At 70.2% G+C, this 12,721-nt stretch carries 12 protein-coding genes and 1 pseudogene; 6 read left to right on the forward strand and 7 right to left on the reverse strand.

What is annotated here, in order from left to right:
- Positions 1 to 107: 107 nt before the first annotated feature.
- The 4 genes from Ade02nite_RS06300 to Ade02nite_RS06315 are packed head-to-tail and all read left to right on the forward strand — an operon-like array spanning position 108 to position 2,215.
- A complete protein-coding gene (locus Ade02nite_RS06300; protein WP_203760569.1) occupies positions 108 to 539 on the forward strand; it encodes an Rrf2 family transcriptional regulator in 432 nt (143 codons plus the stop codon).
- Complete coding sequence (locus Ade02nite_RS06305; RefSeq protein ID WP_203760570.1) at positions 536 to 1,258, forward strand: NIPSNAP family protein; 723 nt, start codon at positions 536 to 538, stop codon at positions 1,256 to 1,258. The genes Ade02nite_RS06300 and Ade02nite_RS06305 overlap by 4 nt, the downstream gene beginning before the upstream one ends.
- Before the next feature lie 21 nt (positions 1,259 to 1,279).
- Positions 1,280 to 1,660 (forward strand): VOC family protein, encoded by a 381-nt coding sequence (locus Ade02nite_RS06310; RefSeq protein WP_203760571.1) that lies wholly within the window; start codon positions 1,280 to 1,282, stop codon positions 1,658 to 1,660.
- A 54-nt stretch (positions 1,661 to 1,714) separates the two neighbouring features.
- A complete protein-coding gene (locus tag Ade02nite_RS06315; protein WP_203760572.1) occupies positions 1,715 to 2,215 on the forward strand; it encodes a hypothetical protein in 501 nt (166 codons plus the stop codon).
- Positions 2,216 to 2,333: 118 nt separating this feature from the next.
- Here the strand turns inward: Ade02nite_RS06315 and glgB are convergent, their stop codons facing one another.
- From glgB to Ade02nite_RS06340, 5 genes are all read right to left on the reverse strand, one after another.
- The gene (gene glgB, locus Ade02nite_RS06320; RefSeq protein ID WP_203760579.1) at positions 2,334 to 4,451 is read right to left on the reverse strand and encodes a 1,4-alpha-glucan branching protein GlgB; all 2,118 of its coding nucleotides are present in this window, start codon (positions 4,449 to 4,451) and stop codon (positions 2,334 to 2,336) included.
- Positions 4,452 to 4,520: 69 nt separating this feature from the next.
- Positions 4,521 to 5,831: a maltokinase N-terminal cap-like domain-containing protein gene (locus Ade02nite_RS06325; RefSeq protein WP_203760573.1), complete on the reverse strand. Its 1,311-nt coding sequence runs from the start codon at positions 5,829 to 5,831 to the stop codon at positions 4,521 to 4,523.
- A complete protein-coding gene (treS, locus tag Ade02nite_RS06330) occupies positions 5,828 to 7,603 on the reverse strand; it encodes a maltose alpha-D-glucosyltransferase (protein ID WP_239168576.1) in 1,776 nt (591 codons plus the stop codon). Before treS ends, Ade02nite_RS06325 begins: the two co-directional genes overlap by 4 nt.
- Before the next feature lie 48 nt (positions 7,604 to 7,651).
- Complete coding sequence (locus Ade02nite_RS06335) at positions 7,652 to 9,619, reverse strand: alpha-1,4-glucan--maltose-1-phosphate maltosyltransferase (RefSeq protein WP_203760574.1); 1,968 nt, start codon at positions 9,617 to 9,619, stop codon at positions 7,652 to 7,654.
- 128 nt (positions 9,620 to 9,747) lie between these two features.
- Positions 9,748 to 10,314 carry a polyamine aminopropyltransferase gene (locus Ade02nite_RS06340; RefSeq protein ID WP_239168577.1) on the reverse strand — a complete coding sequence of 189 codons (567 nt, stop codon included), beginning with the start codon at positions 10,312 to 10,314 and terminating at the stop codon, positions 9,748 to 9,750.
- A gap of 127 nt (positions 10,315 to 10,441) precedes the next feature.
- Between Ade02nite_RS06340 and Ade02nite_RS06345 the strand changes: the two genes are divergently transcribed.
- The gene (locus tag Ade02nite_RS06345) at positions 10,442 to 11,017 is read left to right on the forward strand and encodes a hypothetical protein (RefSeq protein ID WP_203760576.1); all 576 of its coding nucleotides are present in this window, start codon (positions 10,442 to 10,444) and stop codon (positions 11,015 to 11,017) included.
- A gap of 54 nt (positions 11,018 to 11,071) precedes the next feature.
- Here the strand turns inward: Ade02nite_RS06345 and Ade02nite_RS06350 are convergent, their stop codons facing one another.
- Positions 11,072 to 11,533: a PPOX class F420-dependent oxidoreductase gene (locus tag Ade02nite_RS06350; RefSeq protein ID WP_203760577.1), complete on the reverse strand. Its 462-nt coding sequence runs from the start codon at positions 11,531 to 11,533 to the stop codon at positions 11,072 to 11,074.
- Complete coding sequence (ppgK, locus tag Ade02nite_RS06355) at positions 11,533 to 12,327, reverse strand: polyphosphate--glucose phosphotransferase (RefSeq protein WP_203760578.1); 795 nt, start codon at positions 12,325 to 12,327, stop codon at positions 11,533 to 11,535. The genes Ade02nite_RS06350 and ppgK overlap by 1 nt, the downstream gene beginning before the upstream one ends.
- 223 nt (positions 12,328 to 12,550) lie before the next feature.
- Between ppgK and Ade02nite_RS49090 the strand changes: the two are divergent.
- Positions 12,551 to 12,721, forward strand: a pseudogene (locus Ade02nite_RS49090) (RNA polymerase sigma factor SigF); the annotation flags it as partial.

Consider the following 12,721-nt stretch of genomic DNA (forward strand, 5'->3'; position numbering starts at 1 on the left):
CCCACCCCGCCGCCCCCGGACGACCGGCCCACGCCGCCACCCGCAGCCTGAAACCTGCTTGACGCCCCTCTCGCTGTAACCGAAGCTGTTACAGCGAGGGGGTGCCGATGGCCGCGAACAGCCGATTGACGATCGCCGTGCACGCGCTGGCCTGGTTGGCGCTGGCCCACCGGCGCGGCCGCCCGGTGCTCACCTCCGACGAGGTCGCCGCCAGCATCAACATCAACCCCGTGATCGTCCGCCGCAGCCTGGGCGACCTGCGCCGCGCCTCCCTGGTCGAGGTGCGCCACGGCACCGGCGCGGGCTGGAGCCTGGGCCGCGAGCCCTCCGCCATCACCCTGAGCGACGTCTACGACGCCGTCGAGGGCCCGCCGTTGTTCGCCCTGCACCACACCGAGCCCAACCTCGAATGCCCGGTGGGCTACGGCATCCGCCCCGCCCTCACCGGCATCTACGGCGACGTGGAGTCGTCCTTGCGCGCCGAGCTGGCACGAACCTCGATTGCCGACGTCCTGCACCGCTCCCTGGAGGCCCCGTGATCGTCGAACTCCGCCAGTACACCCTCCACCCCGGCCGCCGAGACGACCTGATCACCCTCTTCGACCGCGAGTTCGTCGAGACCCAGGAGGCCGCCGGCATCCGCGTGATCGGCCAGTTCCGCGACCTGGACGACCCCGACCGCTTCGTCTGGCTGCGCGCCTTCCCCGACATGCCTTCCCGCGCCGCTTCGCTGACCGCCTTCTACACCGGCCCCACCTGGCAGGCTCACCGCGACCAGGCCAACGCCACAATGATCGACAGCGACGACGTCCTCCTGCTACGCCCCATCACCGCAACACCCGCCTTCCCCACTCCCGCGGCCTCCGCAGCGCCTCCCTCCGCAGCGCCTCCCTCCGCCGCCGAGCCTCCCTCCGCCGCCGAGCCTCCCTCCGCCGCCGAGCCTCCCTTCCTCTCCGCCGGACCCGCCTTCCTGGCTACCGTCTACTTCGGTGACAGCCCCTTCGACGACGCTTTCGCCGACCTCGTAGCCGCCCGCGCCGCCGAGTTCGGCGCCGCCCCGCTCGCCGTGCTGACCACCGAATACGCCGAGAACACCTTCCCGGCCCTCCCCGTCCGCACCGGCGAGCATGTCCTCGTCTGGTTCGCCCGCTTCCCCGACGAGGCCGCTCTGGACGACCATGTGAAGCGCTTTCCCCGCCTGGCCGACCAGACGCAGCACCTGCGTCTGACCCCCACCGCGCGCTCCCGCCTGCGCTGAGGACGGAACGAGGTGAACCCCATGCCCGTGGGCCGCCTGCACCACCTGATCATCGATTGTCCCGACCCACCCGCCTCGGCCCGCTTCTGGAGCCAGCTCCTCGGCGAGCCCATCACGTACGACGACGGCGACTTCGCCGTGGTCTCGGCCGACACCACCACCTCCGGCCTCGCCTTCCAGCGCGCCCCCGATCATCGCCCGTCCACCTGGCCCGACCCGGCCGTCCCGCAGCAGATGCACCTGGACGTCATGGTCGACGACCTACCCACAGCCACCGAGGCCGTGCGAGCGCTGGGCGCCCGCCGGCTCCCCGGCGACAACGTCTTCGCCGACCCCGCCGGCCACCCGTTCTGTCTGATCCCGCGCCCCCACTGGGCCCCGCCCGTGGCCGCGCATCGATGACCGGACGGCCCTGGCCGCGGTCACGGGTCAACGAGGCGGTTTACATTCGGCGGCATGCCGGTTGTGTTCGAGTATGTGTTCACGGTGAATCCGCAGTATCGGCTCTTCACGATCTTCGATCCGACGTGCGACGAGGGTGAGAACTTCGAGGCGGCCCGGCGGACTCTCGGGCACGGGTTCTTCGCGTGGGGTCCCAACGCCGTCGTCGCCCGCGCGCTCGACACCGGCACGGCGTCCGTCGCGGTCGAGGTCTGGGACGATCCGCCGGGTACGCCCGGGGGCACGGCGGACGAGATCGCGATGGCCGAGCTGGCCCTGCCCGGTGGCCGGTTCAGCTCGATCCAGGCGTTGGAGTCGCCCGTCCACGTCGGAGTGGAACTGCCGACCGGCGCCGGCACGTACGGCGCCCGGGTCGCGGCGTACAACCGTGGCGTTTCCGGCGGGTTCGCGCCGGAGGACGCCGGGCCTTTCCCGGGTCGCTTCGAGGCGTACCGGTTGCAGCTGTGGAAGATCTCGGACGAGCCGTCCTGGCCGGAGGACGACGAGGATGCGTGACGGCGCGCCACGCATCCTCGTCGCCGAAGATGTGCCGGCTTTCTCGCCCTGCTGAGGATCGCGGTCGTAGCGCTCCGGCGTACCCGCGACCACCACCGCAGGGGACGAACGGCGACGACTAGGTACGGTCCTCCGGCTCGTGGCGCAGCCACACCGCGCCGAGCGGGGGCACCCGCAGGGACACCGAGTGGTCGAAGCCGTGCCACGGGAGGTCGTCGGTGTGGACCTCGCCGAGGTTGCCGACGCCCGAACCGCCGTACAGCTCGCTGTCGGTGTTGATGACCTCGGCCCAGCGGCCGCCGCGCGGCAGGCCGATGCGGTAGCCCTCCTGCGGGACCGCGGCGAAGTTGACGATGCACGCCATCGGGTCGCCGTTGGGGGCGAAGCGCACGAACGAGAACGTGTTGTGCTGCGAGTCCTCGCTGGTGATCCACCGGAAGCCGCTCGGCTCGGTGTCCTGCGTCCAGATCGCCGGGGTCTCCCGGTAGACGCGGTTCAGATCCTTCACCAGGTGCTGGAGGCCGCCGAACTGCGGGTCGGCCAGGTCCTCCCAGTCGAGGCCGCGCTCCTCGCTCCACTCGCGCAGGTCGCCCAGCTCGCCGCCCATGAACAGCAGCTGCTTGCCGGTGAAGGCCCACATGAAGCCGAGCAGCGCGCGGGTGTTGGCCAGCTTCTGCCACAGGTCGCCGGGCATCTTGCCGGTGAGCGAGCCCTTGCCGTGCACCACCTCGTCGTGGCTGATCGGCAGGATGTAGTTCTCGCTCCACGCGTAGACCGTCGCGAAGGTCATCTGGTGGTGGTGCCACTGCCGGTAGATCGGCTCCTTCTCCATGTAGGACAAGGTGTCGTTCATCCAGCCCATGTTCCATTTGAAGCCGAAGCCGAGCCCGCCGAGGTGGGTCGGGCGGGTGACGCCGGGCCAGGCGGTCGACTCCTCGGCGATCGTCATGACGCCGGGGTTGTTCTTGTAGACGGTGGCGTTCATCTCCTGGAGGAAGCTGATCGCGTCGAGGTTCTCGCGCCCGCCGTACTGGTTGGGGGTCCACTCGCCGTCCTTGCGCGAGTAGTCCAGGTAGAGCATCGAGGCGACCGCGTCGACCCGCAGGCCGTCGGCGTGGAACTCCTCGCACCAGTAGAGCGCGTTGGCCACGAGGAAGTTGCGCACCTCCTTGCGGCCGAAGTCGAAGACGTACGTGCCCCAGTCGGGGTGCTCGCCGCGGCGCCAGTCGCCGTGCTCGTAGAGCGGGGTGCCGTCGAACCGGGCCAGGGCCCACTCGTCCTTGGGGAAGTGCGCCGGCACCCAGTCGAGGATCACGCCGATGCCCGCCTGGTGCAGCTTGTCGACCAGGTAGCGGAACTCGTCGGGGCTGCCGAAGCGTGACGTGGGCGCGTAGTAGCCGGTGACCTGGTAACCCCAGGAGCCGCCGAACGGGTGCTCCATCACGGGCATCATCTCGACGTGGGTGAAGCCCATCTCGACCACGTAGTCGACGAGCTCAGAAGCGAGTTCGGTGTACGACAGGCCGGGCCGCCAGGAGCCGAGGTGCACCTCGTAGACGCTGGCCGGCTCCTCGTGCCACTTCTTCGCGGCGCGCGCGGTCATCCACTCGTCGTCGCCCCACTCGTACGACGACGAGTAGACGACCGACGCGGTCGCCGGCGGCACCTCGGTGTGCTGGGCCAGCGGGTCGGCGTGCTCACGCCACACCCCGTCCCGGCCGAGGATCTTGAACTTGTACTTGCTGCCGGTGTGCGCGTCCGGGACGTACAGCTCCCAGACGCCGCTGCTGCCCAGCGAGCGCATCGGCCAGCCGTCGTACGGGCCCCAGCCCACGAAGTCGCCGATGACCTGCACGCCGCGGGCGGACGGCGCCCACACCGAGAAGGCGACGCCGGTGCCGCGCGGCTGCGCGCCGAGCACCTTCCACAGCTTCTCGTGCCGGCCCTCGCCGATCAGGTGCAGGTCGAGCTCGCCCAGCGTCGGCAGGTGGCGGTACGGGTCGTCGACCTCCGTGCCGTCCACGTCGAGCCGGTAGTCGAGGACCGTGCCGGTCAGCTCGGCGGCGAACACGCCGTCCGGGTGCACCTTGGTCATCTCGGTCCGCTCGCCCTCGTGCACCACGGCGACCGCCTTGGCGCCCTTGCGCAGGGTACGGATGACCGTCTTGCCGTCGCGGGGATGCGCCCCGAGGATCGCGTGCGGGTCGTGGGTGTCGCCGGCCACCACGCTGTTCATGGCGCGCTGGTCGGCGGCGAGCGAGGAGGAGGCGGTCTGGCCGATCACGAGTAGCTCCTTAGTTGAAAATCAGCCGACGAGCCGTGCGATGGACCGCAGGGGGATCCGCAGCCATCCGGGCCGGTGCCGGGCCTCGTACGCGGCCTCGTAGACCGCCTTGTCCAGCTCGTACGCCGCCAGCAACGTCCCCTGCTCGCGGGGGTCGAAGCCGGCGGCGTGGGCGTATCCGTCGCAGAACGCGTCCCGGTTGCGGTCGATCCACTCGCGGGCGCGGGCGGCCAGCGGCTCGTCGTCGTCCTGGTCGACGAGCAGCTGATAGGCCGCGTATTCGTAGGAGCGCAGCACCCCGGCCACGTCGCGCAGCGGCGAGTCGGGCAGCCGCCGCTCGTCGAGGGGCTGGCCGGGCTCGCCCTCGAAGTCGATGAGCAGCCAGCCCTCCGGCACCCGCAGCACCTGGCCCAGATGCAGATCGCCGTGCACCCGCTGCACCTCGACCTGCTCGCCGGTGAGCCGGCGGAACTCGGCCTCGATCGCCGGCAGGTACTGCTGGATCTCGGAGACCGAGTGGGCCGCGGTGCGCAGCCGGGCGAGCATGGCGTCGACCGGGAACGGCGACGGGCCGGAGCCGAGCTCGCGGGCCAGGTCGGCGTGCACCGACGCGACGGCCTCGCCGAGCCGGTACGACTCGCCCTGGAAGTCGCCGCCCACCTCGTCGGCGCCGTACTCCGCGTCGGCGAACAGGTCACGCGCCGACGCGGTCGCCATCGCCCAGCCCTCGGCGGAGTTGGCCGCGTACTCGGTCACCATGCCGAGCGGGCTGGGCTCGCCGCTCTCGGTGGTCTCGAACGAGCCGAGCAGCCGGGCCACGTGGATGTTGCCGACCCGGCCGAGCACCCGGTTGAGCTCGATGTCGGGGTTGATGCCGGCCGCGACCCGGCGGAACACCTTGAGGATCGCGTCCTGCTCGAAGATGACGCTGGTGTTGCTCTGCTCGGCGTCGAAGACCCGAGGCCACGACTCGACCGGGAACTCGGCACCCGGCTCGGGCTGGAAGATCACGTCACCCTTGGTGCCGCCCGCGGCGATCAGCGCGAGCAACTTGCGGGCCATGTTCGGGTCGTAGAGCGCGTCGTAGCCCGTGCGGTTGCCGGCGGTGCCGATCGTCGCGACCTCGCTGTACTCGACGATCGGGCCGGACTCCCAGGCCACGATCACCTGGTACCGCTCGGAGCTGCCGTCGGTGTACTCGACGTCGATGAGCACCAGGTCGAGGTCGTCGTCGAGCGCCGTCGACGACGCCTCCTTGACCGACGACAGGGTGCGCGAGCGGCCGGCGTACCACCTCTGCTGCGGCAGCCATTCGGCGAAAGGCAGCGTCATTGCTTCTCCTCGGACCCGCACAGCTGGAACCAGTAGAAGCCGTGCCCGGGGAGCGTCAGCAGGTACGGCAGCTGGCCGATGCGCGGGAAGTTCACGTGCCCGGTCAGTTCCACGGGGGTGTACCCGTTCCAGTGCTGCAGGTTCAGCTCGATCGGTTGCGGGAAGCGCGACAGGTTGTTCACGCACAGGACGACGTCGTCGCCGTCCTCGCGCAGGTATGCCAGCACCGACGGGTTCGATCCGCCCAACTCGCGGAACGTGCCGACGGCGAACGCTTCGTGGCGGCGTCGCACCGCCAGCATCGTACGCGTCCAGTTCAGCAACGACGTGGAACTGTCGCGCTGAGCCTCCACGTTCACCGCCTGGTAGCCGTACACCGGGTCCTGGTTGGCCGGCAGGTAGAGCCGTCCCGGGTTGGCGGTCGAGAAGCCGGCGTTGCGGTCGGGCGTCCACTGCATCGGCGTACGCACGCCGTCGCGGTCACCGAGCCAGATGTTGTCGCCCATGCCGATCTCGTCGCCGTAGTAGAGGACCGGCGACCCGGGCAGCGACAGCAGCAGCGCGGTGAACAGCTCGATCTGGTTGCGGTCGTTCTCGAGCAGCGGGGCGAGCCGCCGGCGGATGCCGACGTTCGCCTTCATCCGCGGGTCCTTCGCGTACTCCGAGTACATGTAGTCGCGTTCCTCGTCGGTGACCATCTCGAGCGTCAGCTCGTCGTGGTTGCGCAGGAAGATGCCCCACTGGCAGTTGTCCGGGATCGCCGGGGTCTGCGCGAGGATCTCCGAGATCGGGAAGCGCGACTCGCGCCGCACCGCCATGAAGATGCGCGGCATCAGCGGGAAGTGGAACGCCATGTGGCACTCGTCGCCGCCGGTCTTCGGGTCGCCGAAGTACTCGACGACGTCGGCGGGCCACTGGTTGGCCTCGGCGAGCAGCACCCGGCCCGGGAACTCGTCGTCGATGACCTTGCGGCAGTGCTTGAGGAACGCGTGGGTCTCGGGCAGGTTCTCGCCGTTGGTGCCCTCACGCTCGTACAGGTAAGGGACCGCGTCCAGGCGGAAGCCGTCGATGCCCAGGTCGAGCCAGAAGCGCAGGACGTCGAGCATCGCCTCCTGCACTGCCGGGTTGTCGTAGTTGAGGTCGGGCTGGTGCGAGAAGAACCGGTGCCAGAAGAACTGCCGGCGCACCGGGTCGAAGGTCCAGTTGGACTCCTCGGTGTCGACGAAGATGACCCGGGCGTCGGGGTACTTGTCGCTGGTGTCGCTCCAGACGTAGAAGTCGCCGTACGGCCCGTCGGGGTCGCGCCGCGACTCCTGGAACCACGGGTGCTGGTCGCTGGTGTGGTTCATGACCAGGTCGGTGATGACCCGGATGCCGCGCTTGTGCGCCGCGTCGAGCAGCGCCACGAAGTCCTCGACGGTGCCGAACTCGGGAAGCACCTTGTAGAAGTCGCTGATGTCGTACCCACCGTCGCGCAGCGGCGACTGGTAGAAGGGCGGCAGCCACAGGCAGTCGACGCCGAGCCACTGGAGATAGTCGAGGCGCTCGATCAGGCCGCGCAGGTCGCCGGAGCCGTCCGCGCTCGAGTCGTAGAACGCCCGGACCAGGACCTCGTAGAAGACGGCGCGCTGGAACCACGTCCGGTCGGCCGGCAGCGCCCGGGCGTGACCGAAGTCCTCCGCGGTCGGGTGCTCGACCACACCGTCCTCGACGTGGCTGCCCTCCGCCGGATCGAGGTCGAGATCGTTGTTCTGGTCCATCAGGTTCCCCACCTACCCACCCGCAGGTACTTGAATCTTGTTACGCCGCCGGTTTGCGACTCAGGCCGGCGGCTGAACGACGAAGATGTGCGCCGGCTCCACGTACGGGTCGATGCGTACCGCGTTGTGCTGGCCCCATTCGTACGTCGCCCCGGTGATCTGGTCGACGACCGTGAACCGCTCGTGCCAGTCCTTGCCGAGCGCCGGCATGTCGAGCACGGTGTTGCCCCACTGCACGTTCGCCGAGTCGAAGCTGACGACCACCAGCACCGTGTTGCCGGTGTCGGGGTCGCGCTTGGAGAAGCACAGCAGATTGGCGTTGTCGATCTCGTGGAATCGCAGATTGCGGAGCCAGTGCAGCGCGGGGTTCTCGTCGCGGATCCGGTTGAGGCGCCCGATGTACGGCGCGAGCGACCGGCCGGCACGCTCGGCCGCCGCCCAGTCGCGGGGCTTGAGCTCGAACTTCTCGTTGTCGATGTACTCCTCGGCGCCCGGCCGCGGCACGTGCTCGAAGAGCTCGTATCCCGAGTACATGCCCCAGGACGGCGTGAGCATGCTCGCCAGCACCGCCCGGATCTTGAACATCGGCGGGCCGCCGTGCTGGAGCGACTCGTGCAGGATGTCGGGCGTGTTGGGCCAGAAGTTGGGGCGCATCCAGTCGATCGAGGTGAGCAGCTGCTCCATGTACTGGCGCATCTCCCAGGCCGTGGTGCGCCAGGTGAAGTACGTGTACGACTGGGTGAAGCCGATCTTGCCGAGTCCGTTCATCATGGCCGGCCGGGTGAACGCCTCGGCCAGGAAGAGCACGTCCGGGTCGGTCTCCTTGACCTTGGCGATCAGCCACTGCCAGAAGTTGAGCGCCTTGGTGTGCGGGTTGTCGACGCGGAAGATCTTGACGCCGTTGTCCACCCAGTGCATGACGACGCGGTAGACCTCGTCGCGCAGGCCCTTGTAGTCGTTGTCCCAGTTGAGCGGGTAGATGTCCTGGTACTTCTTGGGCGGGTTCTCGGCGTACGCGATGGTGCCGTCGGCGCGGCGGGTGAAGAACTCGGGGTGCTCGCGCACCCACGGGTGGTCGGGCGCGGCCTGCAGCGCCAGGTCCATGGCGACCTCGAGGCCGTGGTCGCGGGCGACGCCGATGAAGCGGCGGAAGTCGTCGAGCGTGCCGAGCTGCGGGTGGATCGCGTCGTGCCCGCCCTCGTCGGAGCCGATCGCCCACGGCGAGCCGACGTCCTCGGGGCGGGCGACCAGCGTGTTGTTGCGACCCTTGCGGTTGATCTTGCCGATCGGGTGGATCGGGGGCAGGTAGAGCACGTTGAAGCCCATCGCCGCCACGGCCGGGATGCGCTCGGCGGCGGTGGCGAACGTGCCGTGCTTGATCGGGATCGCGTCGGGCCCGATCTCGGCGCCCTCGGAGCGCGGGAAGAACTCGTACCACGCCGAGTAGAGGGCGCGCTTGCGGTCGACCCAGATCGCGTACGACCGGGTGGTGGTCACCAGCTGCCGCACCGGGTTGTGCCAGAGCAGCTCCTCGAGGTCGAGCGCGGGGGAGACCCGGGCGAACAGCGAGCGCTGCTCGTCGCGCAGGGCCGCGGCGGCGTCGCGTACCCGGTCCTCGTCCTCGTTCGGCACGATCTTGGCGGCCAGGTCGAGCACCTCGGCGCCCTCGCTCAGGTCGTTCGCCAGATCCTCCAGGCCCTGTCCCGCACCGATCTTCTTGACCACGGCGTCGCGCCACGTGCGGTACGGGTCGTCGAACGCCTCCACGGTGAACGTCCACCGGCCGACCCGGTCGGGGCGGATCACCGCGTGCCACTGGTCGAGACCGGGCTCGCCGGGCCGCATGCGGGTGAACGGCTCGGACTCGCCGTCGGGTCCACGCCATACCACGTTCACGCCGAGCGCGTGGTGTCCTTCGCGATAGGACACGGCGGAAACCGGCACGAGCTCGCCGACAACGGCTTTTGCCGGATAGCGGCCACAGGACACCGAGGGCGTCACGTCTTCGATGGGAAAGCGACCGGTCATGATCTCCACCGTAGTCAGAAGGGCACGGGCGGGGTCGGCGAAATCAGACCGCCGTCAGGGCATACTTCTCCGCTGTGGAGGCGCCGCAAACGGTGGCATGCCGATGCGCCCAACCTACCGGAGACGGTTCAGGCGGGCTCATCCAGGCGAGGCCTCGCGCCCCCGATGAAATCCGCCAAATCGGCTCCACGAACGGTCTTCTCATGCTTACCGACTTTGATCATCGGGACGTTACCGGCGAGCAAAATCAAATTTCCCGCCCGCCTGCCCCGCAGCACCGCCGCGTCGCCGTAGAGCACCACGGTCTCGAACGCTGTCTGGACGGTGGCCGCCTGGATCCGTGAATGCGCCGGCGGCGGTACGTCGGTCAGGTTCATCGCCAGCGGCCCGCCCTCGCCGAGCACGCGCGCCGCGGCGGCCGCGAAGCCGGCCGATCCCACGCTCGCCGGCATCGCGGGCCGGCGGTGGTGCAGCCGGCGGGCCATCGTCAGCCCGCCGCCCCCGAGGTGCAGCACCCTCGGCGGCACCTGGCGCACCACGTTGACCAGGGCCGTCAGGTACGGGAAGACGAGATGCCCGGGATCCGCAAGATCCACATATGACTGGGGCACCCCGTCGACGAGCAGCGTCCACCCTTGCGGGCGGGCCGGATCGGGGCGCAGCTCGGCCACGCCGTGGTCGATCGCCGCGTGCACGGGAGCGCGTCGGTTGCCGGGCGGTCCCACTCCGGTCACCCTACTCAGACCGCCACCTCCGGCCGCCGAGGAGTACCCCGTGACGCGGACCAACCCGGTGCCGCGCCCTAACGGAGGAGCACCCCACGTGGCCGGACCGTCTGTCGAGCTCTCGCCCGTCATCGCGGCCAGCACGCACTGGCTCTCGCGGGCCTACCCCGCCGGTAGCCCCGACACCATCGCACACACCCTGTCGGAGCTCCAGGCCCGCCAGGCCGTGACGGTGGCGGCGTGGCTGCGCTACCCGACCGAGGTCGACGCCGCCCTGGTGGCCATCGCCGGCCCCGGCGGCTCCGCGGTGCTGGACTGGCGCGTCGGCAGCGAGCCCGAGGACGAGGAGGCCGAGGAGGAGGGCTGGCGCACCTGGGTCGACGAGGTCGTGGTCAGCTGGGCCGCCTGCCTGCTGGCCGACCCGGCCCTGGCCCGCCGGGCGGTCGACGCGGTCGTCGCGGCGGTCCCGGCGGCGGACAACCGGCCCCTGCCGTTCCCGCGCCGCCCCGGCGGCACCCCGAACGAGTTCCGCCGCCTGCTCGAGCCCGACCAGCGCGACCGCGAGGCCGCCGTGCTGCTGCGCCACCCGGACCTGTTGGAGCCGGTCGCCGAGATGCACCGCGACACCCTGCTCTATCTGCTCGATGCTGAGAAGACCCACAACGCCGCCTGACGTGACACGAGGCCGGCGCCCCACCTGGGGCGCCGGCCTCGTTCGTTTTGCGGATCAGGCCAGGCGGGCCGGGAAGCCGCCCGTGGCGATCGGGCCCCAGCGGTCGATCGTGATGCGGATGAGAGATTTGCCCTGGTCACGCATGGCCTGGCGGTATTCGTCCCAGTCCGGGTGTTCACCCGAGATGACGCGGAAGTACTCGACCAGCGGCTCCAGGGCCTCCGGCAGGTCGAGCACCTCGGCCGTGCCGTCGACCTGCACCCACGGGCCGCCGAAGTCGTCGGAGAGCACCATGACCGACACCCGCGGGTCGCGCCGCACGTTGAGCGCCTTGGCCCGCTCGGGATAGGTCGAGATGACGATGCGGCCCTCGGTGTCGACGCCGCACGTGTTGGGCGAGGCCTGGGGACGGCCGTCGCGGCGGGTCGTCATGAGGACGGCCTTGTGCCGCGGGCGCAGGAACTCGAGCAGCTCCGCGCGCTCGACCCGGGTGTTCGTGGCGATCGTGCGGGCCATCAGCCGGCCACCTTCGCGCCGGCCTCGTGCGGCGTGACGCCGGCGGGGGAGGCCGCCTTGGCGTCGGTCTCGGCGGTCACGGCCGCCCCGATGATGCCGGCGTTGTTGAGCAGCGTGGCCGGGACCATCGGCGTACGGATGTCGATCAGCGGCAGGAAGCGGTCGGCCTTCTTGCTGACGCCGCCGCCGATGATGAACAGCCGCGGGGAGAGCAGCATCTCGACGTGGCGCAGGTAGTTGCCCACCCGGCCGGCCCACTTCTCCCAGCTCAGGTCCTCGGTCTCGCGGGCGCGGTCGGAGGCCCGCGTCTCGGCGTCGTGCCCGTCGAGCTCGAGGTGACCGAACTCGGTGTTGGGGATCAGCGTGCCGTCGAGGAAGAGGGCGCTGCCGATGCCGGTGCCGAAGGTCAGCATCACCACGAGGCCGGGCTGGTCCTTGCCGGCGCCGAACGCGACCTCGGCCGCGCCCGCCGCGTCGGCGTCGTTGAGCACGCTGACCGGCTTGCCGAGGCGGTCGCTGAACAGCTGGGCGGCGGGCGCGTCGAGCCAGGACTTGTCCACGTTCGCCGCGGTGCGCGTGACACCGTCGACGACGACGCCCGGGAAGGTGACGCCGACCCGGTCGTACCCGTCGAACTGGGCCGCGACCTGGGCGACGGCCTCGACCACGCTGGTGACGTCGGAGGGCTGCGGCGTGGGCACACGGAACCGCTCCGCGAGCAGCTCGCCCCTGACGGTGTCGACCGGCGCCCCCTTGACCCCGGAGCCGCCGATGTCGATGCCGAGAATGGCCATCCCTGTTTCCCGTCTCAAGACTCTGTTCGTTTCCCGTTGATTACCACGGGGGACCGACCTTAAATCCCCGGCGCGTCATCCGCGCGCGCCGGGTTGTGCACTTGTCGAGCGTCACTCGTCCGTTCGGCTAGGCAAGCCTCACCACATCGGCTAGCGTGGAATAACTGATCGGTCGCCGCTAGCGGGCACGGCTCTCTGCCCGTTGTGATGGAGGACCACCCCGATGACCTTGTCGTACACAGATCAGACGGTCGCCGAGACCACCGCCACCGACCTGCTGGCCGCCATGTGCGAGCTCCCCGCCGACGATCCTCACCGCGCCGCCGCGCGCGACCGGGCGATCGAGGCGTGGCTGCCGCTGGCCCGCCACCTCGCCCACCGCTACTCCGGCCGT

The organism is Paractinoplanes deccanensis, from assembly GCF_016862115.1.
Lineage (GTDB): Bacteria > Actinomycetota > Actinomycetes > Mycobacteriales > Micromonosporaceae > Actinoplanes > Actinoplanes deccanensis.